We start from the raw sequence: 14738 nt of genomic DNA, 5'->3' as shown, positions 1-14738 counted from the left end.
CGAGACCCCGAACCCCTTGACCGGATTCAGGAAATCAGTGAGTCCCACTGGTGACCTCCTCAGGAGGGGTTTCGATCGTGGACGGCCCGGGCGGCGTCTGGACTCGCGCGGCGTCGCCCCGGCCGTGGTAGTGCGGCGCGTCCATCGGCGGCACCGGGAACCCGCCGGCGGCCGGCCCGGCCGCCGATCCGGTCGCCGCCGTCGCACCGCCCTGCGCGGGACCGCCCGCCCCGCCGGGCGCGCGCTCGGCGGTCTCCTTGTCGTCGCCGCCGCCCCGGATCATCTCCCAGAGCACGCCGAGGACGAGGACGATCGCGGCGGCCACCGCGGCCACGATGACGATCTGCCGCATGTCGTAGCCCTCGTTGCGGAAGGCGCGGATGGTGGCGACCATCACGATCCAGACGATGGAGAAGGGCATCAGCACCTTCCACCCGAGCTTCATCAGCTGGTCGTAGCGGACGCGCGGGAGCGAGGCGCGCAGCCACACGAAGAACCAGATGAAGATCCACATCTTGACCAGGAACCACAGCACCGGCCACCAGCCGGAGTTGGCGCCCGCCCAGAGGGTGGAGATCGGCGCGGGGGCCCGCCAGCCGCCGAGGAACAGCGTGGTGGCGAGGGCCGACAGCGTCGCGAGGTTGATGTACTCGGCGAGGAAGAACATCGCGAACTTCAGCGACGAGTACTCGGTGTGGAAGCCGCCGACCAGCTCGCCCTCACCCTCGGGCAGGTCGAACGGGATGCGGTTGGACTCGCCCATCATCGTGATCACGTAGATGACGAACGACGGCAGCAGCAGCACCGCGAACCACTTGTCGTGCTGCGCCGCGACGATCTCCGACGTCGACATCGACCCGGCGAACAGGAACACCGCGACGAACGACAGCGCCATCGCGATCTCGTAGGAGACCACCTGCGCGGACGAGCGGAGCCCGCCGAGCAGCGAGTACGGCGACATCGACGACCAGCCGGCCAGCACGATCCCGTAGACGCCGAGCGAGGCCATCGCGAGGACCAGCAGGACCGCGACCGGGAGGTCGGTGCCCTGCAGCGGCGTCTGGTGCCCGAACACCGACACCGTCGGCCCGAACGGGATGATGACGAAGGAAATGAAGGCGGGCACCGCCGACATGATCGGCGCCAGCACGAACACGACCTTGTCGACCTGGCGCGGGACGATGTCCTCCTTCAGCGCCAGCTTGATGCCGTCGGCGAGGCCCTGCAGCAGGCCCTGCGGGCCGTGCCGGTTCGGGCCGACGCGCAGCTGCATCCGGCCGATGACCCGCCGCTCGACCCACATCGACAGCAGGACGGTCACCACCAGGAACACGAAGATGACCAGGACCTTGCCGCCGATCAGCCACCACGGGTCCTTGCCGAAGTCGGCGAGCGTGGGGTCGGCCGGCGCGGCGAGCGGTGCGGCGAGCGGTGCGGCCGCGAGCGGGCTCATTCGGTGCCTCCAGCGTTGATCTGCACGACGCTCCCGGCGACGGCGCCGAGGTCCCGGTGCAGCGCGCAGCCGGCCGAGTTCGTCGGCAGCCACACCACCCGGTCGGGCAGGTCGGCGGTGATCTCCAGCGGGAGCGTGACCGACCCGCGGCCGGTCGAGACGGTCACCGAGCCGACACCGTCGACCGGGCGGGCGCCGATCTCCTCGGCCGTCGCGGGCGACAGCCGCGCCACCGCGCCCTTCGCGGTGCCGGCCAGGAACGGCTCGCCGTCCTGCATCCGGCCCCGGTCGAGCAGCAGCCGCCACGTCGCCACGACCGCCTCGCCGCCGCCCGGGTCCGCCGGGACGGCCTGCGGGACGTTCGGCGCGTCCGGCCGGCCGCCGCGGTGCGCGCCGAGGTCGGTGAGCTCCCGGCGGGCGGCCTCCGGGCCGGGCAGCCCGAGGTGGACGTCCATCTCGTCGGCGAGCGCGTTCAGCACCCGCAGGTCCGACATGGTCCCGGCCGACTTCAGCACGACGTCGAACGGGCGGCCGCGGCCCTCCCAGTCGACGAACGTCCCGGACTTCTCCGCGACGGTCGCGACGGGCAGCACCACGTCGGCGCGGTCGGTGACGTCGCTCGGCCGCTGCTCCAGGCTCACCACGAACGGGGCGGCCTCGAGCGCGCGCAGCGCCGCCGCCGGGTCCGCGAGATCGCCCGGGTCGACGCCGCCGACCAGCAGCGCGCGGCGCTCCCCGCGCGCCGCCGCCGCGAGGACGGCGTCGGCGTCCAGGCCGGGCGCCGCGGGCAGCTCGGCGACGCCCCAGGCCCGCGCGACGTCGGCGCGGGCTGCGCCGTCGGCCACCGGACGGCCGATCGGCAGCAGCCCGGGCAGCGCCCCGGCCTCGACCGCGCCGCGCTCCCCGGCCCGGCGCGGCACCCAGGCGAGCCGGGCGCCGGTCGCCTTGGCGAGCCGGACCGCCGCCGACAGGGCGCCGGGGCTGGTCGCGAGCCGCTCACCGGCGAGGATCACCGCGCCCGGCGTCTCCAGCAGCCCCCGCACGTCAGCGAACGAGCCGTCCCCGATGACCGCGCCGATCGTCTCGGCCTCCCCGCCCGGACGGGTCGGCAGCAGCGTCCCGCCGACCTTCCCCAGGCCGCGCGTGGCGAACGGCGCCGCCGCGTACACCTTCACGCCGTTCTTGCGGAACGCCTTGCGGAGCCGCAGGAAGACGATCGGCGACTCCTCCTCGGGCTCGAACCCGGCGAGCAGGACGGCCGGCGCCTTCTCCAGGTCGGCGTAGGACACCTCGATCGAGCGGCCCGCGACGGACGAGGCGAGGAAGTCCGCCTCCTCGGCCGACAGCGGGCGGGCCCGGAAGTCGACGTCGTTGGTGCCGAGCGCGATCCGGGCGAACTTCGCGTACGCGTAGGCGTCCTCGAGCGTCCCGCGGCCGCCGGCCAGCACCCCGGCCGACCCGCGGGCGGCGGCGAGGCCCCGCGCGGCGATCGTCAGCGCCTCCGGCCAGGACGCGGCCTCCAGTTCCCCGTTCCCGTTCCGGACGAGCGGGTGCGTCAGCCGGTCGGGCTGGGTGCCGTAGGTGAACGCCCAGCGGCCCTTGTCGCAGTTCCATTCCTCGTTGACCTGCGGGTCGTCCCCGGCCAGCCGCCGCGTGATCTTCCCGCGCCGGTGGTCGGTGCGCAGCGCGCAGCCGGACGCGCAGTGCTCGCAGGCGCTCGGCTGCGAGACGAGGTCGAACGGCCGCGACCGGAACCGGTAGGCGGCGCCGGTCAGCGCTCCCACCGGGCAGATCTGCACGGTGTTGCCGGAGAAGTACGACTGGAACGGCTTGCCGTCCGCCGCGCCGACCTGCTCCTTGGCGCCGCGGTCGAACAGGTCGATGAACGCGTCCCCGGCGATCTGGTCGGAGAACCGGGTGCAGCGGGCGCACTGGATGCAGCGCTCCCGGTCGAGCAGCACCTGGCTGGACAGCGGGATCGGCTTGGGGAACGTCCGCTTGGCCTCGGTGAACCGCGTCTCGCCCCGCCCGTTGGACATCGCCTGGTTCTGCAGCGGGCACTCGCCGCCCTTGTCGCAGATCGGGCAGTCCAGCGGGTGGTTGATCAGCAGCAGCTCCATGACCCCGTGCTGCGCCTTGTCGGCGACCTGCGAGGTGAGCTGCGTCTTGACGACCATGCCGGGCATGACCGTCGTGGTGCAGGACGCGGCGGGCTTCGGCATCCCGCGCCCGTTGCCCATGTCCGGGACCTCCACCAGGCACTGGCGGCAGGCCCCGACCGGGTCGAGCAGCGGGTGGTCGCAGAAGCGCGGGATCTGGATGCCGAGCAGCTCGGCGGCCCGGATGACGAGCGTGCCCTTGGGCACCTCGATCTCGAACCCGTCGATGGTGACCGGCACCATCTCCTCGGCCGGCGCGAGGTCCTTCTTGTCGTCGGAGGTAACAGTCATCAGGCACCTGCCCAGAGGGTGGACTTCGCCGGGTCGAACGGGCAGCCGCCCTGCTCGAAGTGCTGCAGGTACTCGTCCCGGAACAGCTTGATGGACGACACGACCGGGCTCGTCGCGCCGTCGCCCAGCGCGCAGAACGAACGGCCGAGGATGTTGTCGGACAGGTCGAGGAGGGTCTCGAGGTCCTCCTCCTCGCCGTTGCCGGCCTCCAGCCGCTTGAGCATCTGCTTGTACCAGTACGTCCCCTCGCGGCACGGCGTGCACTTGCCGCACGACTCGTGCGCGTAGAACTCCGACCAGCGCAGCACGGCCCGGACGACGCAGGTCGTCTCGTCGAAGATCTGCAGGGCGCGGGTGCCGAGCATCGACCCGGCAGCGCCGACGGACTCGAAGTCGAGCGGGACGTCCAGGTGCTCGTCGGTGAAGATCGGCGTGGACGAACCGCCGGGCGTCCAGAACTTGAGCCGGTGGCCCTCCCGGATCCCGCCCGCCATGTCGAGCAGCTCGCGGAGCGTGATCCCGAGCGGCGCCTCGTACTGCCCCGGGTGGGTGACGTGCCCCGACAGCGAGAAGATCCCGAAGCCCTGGGACTTCTCGGTGCCCATCGAGGCGAACCACTCCGGCCCGTTCCCCACGATCGAGGGAACCGACGCGATCGACTCGACGTTGTTGATGACGGTGGGCCCGCCGTACAGGCCCGCCACCGCCGGGAAGGGAGGCTTCAGCCTGGGCTGACCGCGGAACCCCTCCAGCGAGTCCAGCAGCGCCGTCTCCTCGCCGCAGATGTAGGCACCGGCGCCGCTGTGGACGACGACGTCCAGATCGAACCCGGACCCGAGGATGTCCTTACCGAGGTATCCGGCTTCGTAGGCCTCGGCGACGGCCTGGTGCAGCCGCCTGATGACGTGCAGTACCTCGCCGCGCACGTAGATGAACGCGGTGTTCGACCTGATCGCGAACGAGCTGATGACCACGCCCTCGATCAGCACGTGCGGGTTCGCCATCATCAGCGGGATGTCCTTGCACGTGCCCGGCTCGGACTCGTCCGCGTTCACCACCAGGTAGCGCGGGTTCGGGCTGCTCGGCGGCAGGAACCCCCACTTCATCCCGGTGGGGAACCCGGCGCCGCCGCGGCCGCGCAGGCCGGAGTCCTTCACCTGCTGGACGATGTCGTCGGGGTCCATCGCCAGCGCCTTGCGCAGCGCCTTGTAGCCGCCCTCGCGCTCGTAGCCCGCGCGGGTGAACGAGTCGGCCTGATCCCAGTTCTTCGTGAGGATCGGGGTGAGCGTCGTCCCTGTTTGCGCAGTCATTCGTTGCGCCCTTCCTGCGTACCCGGCTTCACGTCGCCGCCGATGGGCTTGCCGGGCTCGTTCGGCGGCGGGTCGGAGATCTCGGACGGCCGCACCGGCTCGTCCGGCCGCGCCGCGTCCACGTCCGACGGCGGCGCCTCCCAGCCGCGCCGCTTCGCCAGCTCCAGCCCGCGTAGCGACTCCGGACCGGCCTGGACGCCTTCGCCCGCGCGGCCGTCGGGGAACCCGGCGAGGATGCGCGACGCGTCCTTCCAGCCGCACAGCGCACCCGGCCCGCGCGAAGGAAGGACTTCCTTACCGGAGCGCAGGTCGTCGACCAGCTCCTTGGCCTTCGCGGGAGTCATGTTGTCGAAGAACTCCCAGTTGACCGTCATCACCGGCGCGAAGTCGCAGGCCGCGTTGCACTCGATCCGCTCCAGGCTGACCCTGCCGTCGGCGGTGGCCTCGTCGTGCCCCACCCCGACGTGCTCGGACAGCTCCGCCCAGATCTGGTCGCCGCCCATCACCGCGCACAGCGTGTTGATGCAGACGCCGACGTGGTACTCGCCGACCGGCGCGTGCTTGTACTGCGTGTAGAACGTCGCGACGCCCGTCACCTGCGCCTCGGTGATCCCGAGCTGCTCGGCGCAGAACGCGATGCCGTCCTGCGTGACGTGCCCGTCCACCGACTGCACCAGGTGCAGCAGCGGCAGCAGCGCCGACCGCGGCTTCGGGTACCGCGCGATGATCTCCTTGGCGTCCCGCTCCAGCTGGACTAGTACGTCCGGCTCGTACGTCATCGGTCCACTCCCCCCATGACCGGGTCGATGCTGGCCACGGCCGCGATGACGTCCGCGATCATGCCGCCCTCCGCCATCGCCGGCGTGGCCTGCAGGTTGACGAAGGACGGATCGCGGAAGTGCGCCCGGTACGGGCGGGTGCCGCCGTCGCTGACCAGGTGCGCCCCGAGCTCGCCGCGCGGCGACTCGATCGGCGCGTACGCCTGCCCCGCCGGGACCCGGAAGCCCTCCGTCACCAGCTTGAAGTGGTGGATCAGCGCCTCCATCGAGGTGCCCATGATGTGTGCGATGTGCCGGGGCGAGTTGCCCATGCCGTCCGCGCCGATCGCGAGCTGGGCGGGCCAGCCGATCTTCTTGTCCTCGATCATCACCGGGCCCTTGACCGACTGCAGCCGCTCGTGGCACTGCTCGACGATCTTGAGCGACTCCTCCATCTCGCGCATCCGCACGAGGTAGCGCCCGTAGACGTCCGCGGACTCCTCCGTGGCGACCTCGAAGTCGTAGGTCTCGTAACCGCAGTAGGGCTGCGACTTGCGCAGGTCCCACGGGAGGCCGGTCGCGCGCAGGACGGGCCCGGTGATGCCGAGCGCCATGCACCCGGTAAGGTCCAGGTAAGCGATGTCCTTCGTGCGCGCCAGGTACACGGGGTTGGAGTCCATCAACTTCCGCAGCGCCTGAATTCGCTTCGGCATCCGGTCCAGGTAGTCGCGGACCTTGCTGAGCGCGCCGCTGGGAAGGTCCTGGGCGACGCCGCCCGGACGGACGTAGGCCATGTTCATCCGCAGGCCCGTGATCTCCTCGAAGAGATCGAGCGTGTACTCGCGCTCCAGGAAGCCGTTGAGCATGACCGTCGTCGCACCCAGCTCCAGGCCGAACGTGGCGATGGCCACGAGGTGCGAAGAGATGCGGTTGAGCTCCATCATCATCACGCGGATGATCTGCGCCCGTTCCGGCACCCGGTCGGTGATGCCGAGCAGCTTCTCCACGCTCATGGAGTACGCCGTCTCGTTGAAGATCGGCGCGAGGTAGTCCATGCGCGTGCAGAACGTCGTGCCCTGCGTCCAGGTGCGGTACTCCATGTTCTTCTCGATGCCGGTGTGCAGGTAACCGATGTTCACCCGGCAGTCGTTGACCGTCTCACCGTCGAGGGTCAGGACCAGCCGCAGCACCCCGTGCGTGGACGGGTGCTGCGGCCCCATGTTGACGACGAGGCGCTCGTCGCCGCCGTCCTCGACACCGGACATGACCTGGTCCCAGTCCTGCCCGCCCACGTCGAAGACGCGGCCCTCGGCCGCCTCCCCGGCGGCGTACGCGTCGTATTCGGTGTACTTCGTGCTGCTCACGTGTACGACCTCCGCTCGTCCGGAGGCGGGATCTCCGCTCCGCGGTACTCGACGGGGATGCCGCCGAGGGGGTAGTCCTTGCGCTGCGGGTGGCCGACCCAGTCGTCGGGCATCTCGATGCGGGTGAGCGCCGGATGCCCGTCGTAGACGATGCCGAAGAAGTCGTAGGTCTCCCGCTCGTGCCAGTCGGCCGTCGGGTAGACCGGCACGAGCGACGGCATGTGCGGGTCCGCGTCCGGGCAGGTGGTCTCCAGCCGGACGCGCCGGTTGTGCGTGATCGACAGCAGGTGGACGACCGAGTGCAGCTCCGCGCCCGCGTCGTCGGGGTAGTGCACCCCCGAGACGCCCGAGCACAGCTCGAACCGCAGCGCCGGATCGTCCCGCATCGTCCGCGCGACGTCGGCGAGGTGCTCGCGCTGCACGTAGAACGTCATCTCGCCGCGGTCGACGACGACGCGCTCGATCGCGTCGCCGAACCGCGGGTAGGCACGCTCCAGCGCGTCGGCGACCTCGTCGAACTCGCCGGCCTCGGCGGTGCCGGACGGCCCGCCGTAGGGGCGCGGCGCCGACACCTTCGGCGCCTGCCGGACGACCAGGCCGCCGTACCCGGAGGTGTCGCCGGTCGTGTTCGCGCCGAACATGCCGGTGCGGACGACCGGCTGCTCGCGGCGCTCGTCCTCGGCGTGCGCGGGGAGCCGGTCCGCGGCCTGCTCGGCCTGCTGCTCCGGATTCTGCGAACTCACCTAGCTCGCCCCCTGTCCGAGAAGAGGGAGCCGGCGGCGCTTGGCCGTCTCCAGCTCCTCGATCTGCTTCGCCCGCTGCGCGCCCAGCTTGGTGTTGCGCATCTGGTCGTGCAGCTTGAGGATCGCGTCGATGAGCATCTCCGGCCGCGGGGGCAGCCGGGGAGGTAGACGTCCACCGGGACGACGTGGTCGACGCCCTGGACGACCGCGTAGTTGTTGAACATGCCGCCGGACGACGCGCACACGCCCATCGCGATGACCCACTTGGGCTCGGTCATCTGGTCGTAGATCTGCCGCAGCACCGGGGCCATCTTCTGGCTCACCCGGCCCGCGACGATCATCAGGTCGGCCTGCCGGGGCGTCCCCGCCGCACGCTCCATCCCCCACCGGGAGAAGTCGTGCTTGGGGTCGCCGGCCGCCATCATCTCGATCGCGCAGCACGCCAGCCCGAACGTCGCCGGCCACGTCGAACCGGCCCGCGCCCATCCCGCGACCTGCTCGACCGTGGTCAGCAGGAAGCCGCTGGGCAGTTTCTCTTCAAGACCCATGTCAGTCCCACTCCAGACCGCCGCGCCGCCACACATAGGCGTACGCCACGAGCAAGGTGACGATGAAAAGCACCATCTCGACGAGCGCGAACATCCCCATCTGGTCGAAAGCGACGGCCCAGGGGTAGAGGAAGACGATCTCGATGTCGAAGATGATGAACAGCATTGCCGTCAGGTAGTACTTGATCGGGAAGCGCCCGCCGCCCACCGGCTGCGGAGTCGGCTCGATGCCGCACTCGTAGGCGTCCAGGCGGGCGCGGTTCCAGCGCTTCGGCCCGGTGAGCGAGGCCATCGCCACGGAGCCGACCGCGAAGAGGGCCGCGAGCACCCCCAGCACAATGATCGGTACATAGAGATCCATGTCTCTACTGCCTCTCCTCGGAACGTACGACGCTGTACGGGGCGACGTGACCCTTTACACGCTCGTGACTTCTGTCACGAGCACGGTCCGTCACCCTAGCCAAGGTGACCAAATAGCACTCCCCTCAGGGGGTCGGGTACGGCGAAACAACCCGCTCACCTGCCGAAACTTTGCGCTCATGGAGCGCCTCCCGGATACCTCAAGCCGCCGGCGCCACCTTCTGCATCGCGTTGATGACCCGGTCCATCGCGTCGCCGCCCTTGGGGTCGGTGAGGTTCGCGAGGAGCTTCAGCGTGAACCGCATCAGCGTGGGGTGGGGCAGGCCGTGCGCGGTGAGGAACTTCATGACGCGCGGGTCCCCGATGGCCTGCACGAACACGCGGGCCAGCGTGAAGTAGCCGCCGTGCTCGTCCTTCAGGATGCGCGGGTACTCGTGCAGCGTCCGCTCGCGCTGCGCGGGGGTGCGGCGCGCGAGGGCCTGCACCATGATGTCGGCGGCCAGCCGCCCGGATTCCAGCGCGTAGTCGATGCCCTCGCCGTTGAACGGGTTGATCATGCCGCCGGCGTCGCCGACGAGCAGCACCCCGCGGGTGTAGTGCGGCTGCCGGTTGAAGCCCATCGGGAGCGCCGCGCCCCGGATCTTGCCGGTCGCGTGCTCCTCGTCGAACTGCCAGTCCTCCGGCATCTGCGCGCACCAGCTGCGCATCATGCCCCGGTAGTCGACGCTCTGGAACGCCTTGCTGGTGTTGAGGAGGCCGAGCCCGACGTTGGACGTCCCGTCGCCCACCCCGAACACCCAGCCGTAGCCGGGCAGCAGCCGCTGCCCGTCCCACAGCTCCAGCCACGCCTCCATGTACTCGTCGTCGTGGCGGGGGGTCTGGAAGTAGCGGCGGACGGCCACGCCCATCGGGCGGTCGTCGCGGCGCCGCAGGCCCATCGCGAGCGACAGCCGGGTCGAGTTGCCGTCGGCGGCGACGACCAGCGGCGCGCGGAACTCGACGTCCTCGCCCTCGTACTTCGCGGTGACGCCGACGGCCCGGTCGGTGCGCTCGTCCAGGATCGGGCCGGTGACGTTGCAGCCGGTCAGCAGCCGGGCGCCGGCCTTCGCGGCGTGCTCGGCGAGGAGCTGGTCGAAGTCGGTGCGCTTGCGGACGAGCCCGTAGTCGGGGAAGCTCGCGAGCTCCGGCCACGGCAGCTCGACCTTCACGCCGCCGCCGTAGATGCGCAGCCCCTTGTTGCGCCCCCAGCCGGGGTCGTCGAGGTCGACGCCCATCCCGATCAGGGCGCGGACGGCGCGCGGCGTCAGCCCGTCGCCGCAGATCTTGTCGCGGGGGAACGTGGCCTTCTCCAGCAGCAGCACGTCAAGGCCGGTCTGGGCGAGCCAGTACGCGGTGGACGATCCGGCGGGGCCCGCCCCGACGACGATGACATCGGCGTGTCGGGTGGAGTCGGTCACGATGGTCCTCTTCGTTCGTTCGCTTGTGAAGTACTTCACAAGGTCTCCGGTGGGGAGTCTATTCCTTTATCACGGTCAGTGGGTACTTCTGGGCCGTTCCAGTTTTGGACCGGTCCCGAGGTCACCCGGTCGTCCGGGGGTCCCGGGAGGTCATCCCGGGTTGGTCGCGTGGTGCAGGGCGGCCACCCCGAACGTGAGGTCCCGCCAGCGCACGGCTTCCCAGCCGGCGTCCTGGAGGAGGCGTGCGAGTGCCGCCTGGTCCGGCCAGGCGAGCGTCGATTCGGCCAGATATCGGTAGGAGTCGGGATTCGAGCTGACCCGTGACAGCAGCGGCAGCCCCACCTTCAGGTGCGCCTTGTGCCCGAACGCGAGCAGCGGATTGGGAGGATGGCTGACCTCGCACACCAGCAGCCGCCCGCCGGGCCGCGCCACCCGGCGCAGCTCGCGCAGGGCCCGGCCGGTGTCGGCGACGTTGCGCAGGCCGAACGAGATCGTGACGGCGTCGAACGCGGCGTCCGCGAACGGCAGCCGCAGCGCGTCCCCGGCGACGAAGCCCAGCCGCGCCGTCCCGGCCTGCCTGCGCACGCCCACCCGCAGCATGCCGAGGGAGAAGTCGCAGGCCACCGTGGACGCGCCCGCCTCGGCGAACGGGACCGACGAGGTGCCGGTCCCGGCCGCGAGATCGAGGACCCGCTCGCCGGGCCGCGCGTCCAGCGCCCGCACGACCTCGCGCCGCCAGCGGCGGTCCTGACCGCCGGTCATCAACGTGTTGAGCAGGTCGTACCGCTCGGCGGTCCCGTCGAACATCGCCGCGACGTCGGCGGGCTTCTTATCGAGTGAGGCGCGGGTCATGGCCCCAGCCTAAGAGGCGTCCCCCGCGCCCCTCGCGGCGCCCGGCGGTCACACGGGCGGGCGCCCGGGTCTCAGTGCCGGGACCTCAGGCGTCTTCCTTGGTGCGGGCGGCCTGGAACTTGCGCCACCTGCCGTCGACCGCGGCGGACAGGCGGTCGCGCTGCGCCGACAGCAGCACGTAGCTGATGACGCCGCTGACCAGCAGGGACAGCATCAGCAGCAGGAAGCCGCGGGCGCCGAAGAGCGCGAGCACCCCGGCCGTCGCCGCGAAGATGGCGAACCGCGCGATGGTGTAGAGGATTACGGAACTCATGGCACCTCAACTCTACCGGCCCCCTCCCGCGACCTTGCGGCAGGTCAGCGGTAGACGTCCTGGAAGAGGGCCGGGTCCACGTTGCCGCCGGACAGGATCGAGACGTACGTGCGCGCCTCCGGCAGCTCGTCGCGGTGGAACAGGTACGCGGCGGTCGCCACCGCGCCGCCCGGTTCGGCGATGAGCCGCGCCTCGCGGGCGAGGCGGCGCATCGCGTGCCTGATCTCGTCCTCGGTGACGGTGACGACGCCGTCCACGTGCTCGCGCATGTGCGCGAACGGCAGCGCGCCGATCCGCTGGACGCGCAGCGCGTCGGCGATCGTCCGTCCGGTCTCCTCGGCGTCCCAGCCGACCGGGTGCCCGGCGTGGAACGAGTCGCGCGCGTCGGCCGCCAGCTCGGGCTCGACACCGAACACCCGCGCGTCCGGGCGCAGCGCCTTCACCGCCGCGGCGACCCCGGCGAGCAGGCCGCCGCCGCTCACCGGGACGAGCACGACCTCGGTGTCCGGGCGGTCCTGGACGATCTCGAGCCCGCAGGTGCCCTGCCCCGCGATCACCCGCGGGTCGTCGTAGGGCGGGATCAGCGCGAACCCGTGCGCGGCGGCGAGCTGGCCGGCGGTCTCCTCGCGCGCCGCCGAGTTCGGCTCGACGTAGACGATCTCGGCGCCGAGCGCAACGCACGCGTCCACCTTCACGGCCGGGGTGGTGTGCGGCATGACCAGGACGGCCCGGATTCCGAGCGCGCGGGCCGAGAACGCCACGGCCTGGGCGTGGTTGCCACTAGAGTGCGTCACCACCCCACGCGTGCGTTCGGCTTCGGGGAGCCGCGTCATCGCGGTGTAGGCGCCGCGGAGCTTGAACGCGCCGATCGGCTGCAGCGACTCGGCCTTGACCAGCAGTGCCGGGTCGCCGGGGCCGCCCGGAAACGGGACGAGCGGGGTGCGGACGGTGACACCCGCGAGCCGTTCGGCCGCGCGCTCGATCTCCGCCAGGGTCACAAGATCGGACATCCTCGGAGACTATTGCGTCGGACCCGTTCACGCGGACGTCACGGCCGTGACACGGCAGGTCAACCGGGGTCGGGGTGGCGCCTGTGACCCATGACGCGGTCACCGGGCGTCATCGCTCCAGCTCGCAGAACTACACCCTGTCATGTTTTGCGAAAACAAGGGAGAAATCGGTCTTGACCCGCCACACTGTAAACAGTCCACCCGCGCCGAGAGCGGGACAAAGGGGGAGAGAAAACGTGGAGAGCACGAGCGAGCGCCTGCTGACCCCAGGAGAGGTCGCCGCCCTCTTCCGGGTCGATCCGAAAACGGTCACCCGCTGGGCCGCGGCCGGCCGGATCAGCAGCATCCGGACCCCCGGCGGCCACCGCCGCTTCCGGGAGTCGGAAGTCCACGCGCTGCTGCGCGGCGAGGAGCCGGTGGGGAGTCACCCCGCGCACTGACCCGGCCCGCCGGCCGGGTCCGTTCGACCCGAAGACGTCCGCGCGGGGGACGGCGGTCCGCGCCCGTCGCCCCTCCCGCCGAAGGAACGGCGGCCGGTTCTCGGGGGAACCGGTTCCGGACGGTCGCCCCGGGCGACCACCTCTCGCAGGCCGACTCCACAGGCCGGATTCCCACGGTTTCGACTTCTCCGCAGGTCAGCGCGGGCGAGGCGCCGCGCCGCGCGGCTACTCCTCCTCCTCGCCCGCCTTCCACTCCTCGAAGCGGCGGAGCAGCTCCGCGTCGCCCTCCCGCCAGCCGCGCCGCCGCTCCGCCAGCTCCTCCGCGGTCAGCGACTCCGCCAGCAGGCGCTCGTAGTCGGGGTCGTCCGGGCCGATCTCCACGTAGGCGTCGGCGATGACGCGCCCCTCGGCGAGTGCCTCGCCCGTCCCGTCCCCGCCGGGTTCGGCGAGCACGCTGTGCGGGACCCGGAGCGTGCCGTCGGGGAGCCGGATCACGTACATCGTCGATCACCATCGTCTGCCATCACGGGATCCTCTGGTGTGTGCCGCGCAACACACACCCTAGATCCCGAAGGTGCGATTGAAGAAGAGCATGACCTCCAGCGCGGTGCGGATGTCCCCGCCGAGCATGTCGACGAGCGCGGGCCGCTGGCGCGAGGAGATGGCCGCGAACGCGTCCGCGAAGAACTCGCGGCGGCCCAGCGCGTCCGGCTGCCGGTGGAAGTCGCTCGCCAGGTGCGGGCGGCACCGCGCGTACAGCGCGCGGAACGCCGCGCCGTCCGACGTCCAGCCGGTGCCGCCGTCGATGTCGTCGAGCGCGTGCCCGACCTCGTGCAGCATCACGTCCGGGGTCGGGGACGGCCGGTCCCCCACGACGATCTTGCGGTCGCCGTAGGCCCCCGCGCACACGTCCCACGTCGCCCGCCCCGACGGGAGCGGACGGTCGCGCAGGTGGCCCATGTCGTCGAGCTGCGGCACGCCGCCCGGCCCCACGTACACCCCATCCAGCCCGGCCGCGAGCCGCTCCTTCAGCGCGTCCGGCAGGCCGGCGAGGCTCTCCACGGCACGGATCACCTCGGGCGTGGGCGGCCCGTCCCGGACGTCCCACTGCCGGTGCAGGATCCGCTCCAGGACGCCGCAGTGCCGGCGCCCGTCGGCGGCGTGCGGCGAGCCCGGCGGGTGCGGTTCCACCCGTGCCGGGGCGTCGTCCAGTTCGAAGTCCCGCCACGACAGGTCGCCGCCGGTACGGCGCCCCGCCCCCGGCTGCCGCCCGTACCGGCCGCCGAACCTCTCGCCCGTTTCGAGGCCCGTGTCGAGGCCCGTGTCGATGGGTGCGGCGTCGCCGGGGCCGAGCGCGAAACCGTCGTCGCGTCCGGCCTTGCGGAACCGGCCGAACCGGTCGCGGGGCTGGTTCCCGCGCGGCCGTCCCGTCTCGGGCGGCGACGGCGCGTAGCCCGGGTCCTCCCGCCGATCCGCGGCACGGTCGGCGGGGCGGAACGGCCCGCCGCGGGAGAACGCCCGGTTCCGGAACTCCCGGGGCTTGCGGTGGACGCCTTTGAAGCGCATCGGGCTCCTCAATCGAGAGGGACCCGCGGACATCTCGGGCGGGCGGGGGTCCCCGGAGGAAGCGTAAGCCGGAACCCGACACCCCGTCATCCCCGGCGGTCACGGAAACTTTCG

14 protein-coding genes and 1 pseudogene are annotated in these 14738 nt (G+C 71.6%); 1 reads left to right on the top strand and 14 read right to left on the bottom strand.

What is annotated here, in order from left to right:
• Nucleotides 1-34: 34 nt before the first annotated feature.
• The 12 genes and pseudogenes from nuoH to F7P10_RS24355 form a co-directional block, all read right to left on the bottom strand.
• Complete coding sequence (gene nuoH / locus F7P10_RS24410; RefSeq protein WP_151012569.1) at nt 35-1453, bottom strand: NADH-quinone oxidoreductase subunit NuoH; 1419 nt, start codon at nt 1451-1453, stop codon at nt 35-37.
• Nucleotides 1450-3903, bottom strand: a complete 2454-nt coding sequence (locus F7P10_RS24405) for an NADH-quinone oxidoreductase subunit G (RefSeq protein WP_151012567.1) — start codon at nt 3901-3903, stop codon at nt 1450-1452. The genes nuoH and F7P10_RS24405 overlap by 4 nt, the downstream gene beginning before the upstream one ends.
• The gene (nuoF, locus tag F7P10_RS24400; RefSeq protein WP_151012565.1) at nt 3903-5213 is read right to left on the bottom strand and encodes an NADH-quinone oxidoreductase subunit NuoF; all 1311 of its coding nucleotides are present in this window, start codon (nt 5211-5213) and stop codon (nt 3903-3905) included. The genes F7P10_RS24405 and nuoF overlap by 1 nt, the downstream gene beginning before the upstream one ends.
• Nucleotides 5210-5992: an NADH-quinone oxidoreductase subunit NuoE gene (gene nuoE, locus F7P10_RS24395; RefSeq protein WP_151012563.1), complete on the bottom strand. Its 783-nt coding sequence runs from the start codon at nt 5990-5992 to the stop codon at nt 5210-5212. The genes nuoF and nuoE overlap by 4 nt, the downstream gene beginning before the upstream one ends.
• Nucleotides 5989-7236 carry an NADH-quinone oxidoreductase subunit D gene (locus F7P10_RS24390; RefSeq protein ID WP_176611913.1) on the bottom strand — a complete coding sequence of 416 codons (1248 nt, stop codon included), beginning with the start codon at nt 7234-7236 and terminating at the stop codon, nt 5989-5991. Before F7P10_RS24390 ends, nuoE begins: the two co-directional genes overlap by 4 nt.
• Nucleotides 7237-7331: 95 nt before the next feature.
• Nucleotides 7332-8078 carry an NADH-quinone oxidoreductase subunit C gene (locus F7P10_RS24385; RefSeq protein WP_151012559.1) on the bottom strand — a complete coding sequence of 249 codons (747 nt, stop codon included), beginning with the start codon at nt 8076-8078 and terminating at the stop codon, nt 7332-7334.
• A pseudogene (locus tag F7P10_RS24380) lies at nt 8079-8626 on the bottom strand (NADH-quinone oxidoreductase subunit B family protein).
• Nucleotide 8627: 1 nt separating this feature from the next.
• A complete protein-coding gene (locus F7P10_RS24375) occupies nt 8628-8987 on the bottom strand; it encodes an NADH-quinone oxidoreductase subunit A (RefSeq protein ID WP_151012557.1) in 360 nt (119 codons plus the stop codon).
• Nucleotides 8988-9186: 199 nt separating this feature from the next.
• A complete protein-coding gene (locus F7P10_RS24370; protein WP_151012555.1) occupies nt 9187-10443 on the bottom strand; it encodes a geranylgeranyl reductase family protein in 1257 nt (418 codons plus the stop codon).
• A 150-nt stretch (nt 10444-10593) separates the two neighbouring features.
• Nucleotides 10594-11295 carry a demethylmenaquinone methyltransferase gene (locus F7P10_RS24365; protein WP_151012553.1) on the bottom strand — a complete coding sequence of 234 codons (702 nt, stop codon included), beginning with the start codon at nt 11293-11295 and terminating at the stop codon, nt 10594-10596.
• 85 nt (nt 11296-11380) lie between these two features.
• The gene (locus F7P10_RS24360) at nt 11381-11608 is read right to left on the bottom strand and encodes a DUF4229 domain-containing protein (RefSeq protein WP_176611638.1); all 228 of its coding nucleotides are present in this window, start codon (nt 11606-11608) and stop codon (nt 11381-11383) included.
• Between the two features lie 44 nt (nt 11609-11652).
• Nucleotides 11653-12618 carry a threonine/serine dehydratase gene (locus F7P10_RS24355; RefSeq protein ID WP_151012551.1) on the bottom strand — a complete coding sequence of 322 codons (966 nt, stop codon included), beginning with the start codon at nt 12616-12618 and terminating at the stop codon, nt 11653-11655.
• Nucleotides 12619-12854: 236 nt separating this feature from the next.
• On the opposite strand from F7P10_RS24355, the gene F7P10_RS24350 reads away from it, so the two are divergent.
• Nucleotides 12855-13058 carry a BldC family transcriptional regulator gene (locus F7P10_RS24350; RefSeq protein ID WP_125614071.1) on the top strand — a complete coding sequence of 68 codons (204 nt, stop codon included), beginning with the start codon at nt 12855-12857 and terminating at the stop codon, nt 13056-13058.
• Nucleotides 13059-13283: 225 nt separating this feature from the next.
• Here F7P10_RS24350 and F7P10_RS24345 read toward each other — a convergent pair whose 3' ends face one another.
• Nucleotides 13284-13559 carry a hypothetical protein gene (locus F7P10_RS24345; protein WP_151012549.1) on the bottom strand — a complete coding sequence of 92 codons (276 nt, stop codon included), beginning with the start codon at nt 13557-13559 and terminating at the stop codon, nt 13284-13286.
• A gap of 60 nt (nt 13560-13619) precedes the next feature.
• Entirely contained in the window at nt 13620-14624 is a 1005-nt protein-coding gene (locus F7P10_RS24340) for a hypothetical protein (RefSeq protein ID WP_151012547.1), read from the bottom strand.
• Nucleotides 14625-14738 lie beyond the last annotated feature (114 nt).

This window comes from Actinomadura sp. WMMB 499 (assembly GCF_008824145.1).
Classification (GTDB): domain Bacteria; phylum Actinomycetota; class Actinomycetes; order Streptosporangiales; family Streptosporangiaceae; genus Spirillospora.
Note: the sequence above shows the minus strand (reverse complement) of the source record. Positions and strands in the feature narration are given on the sequence as shown.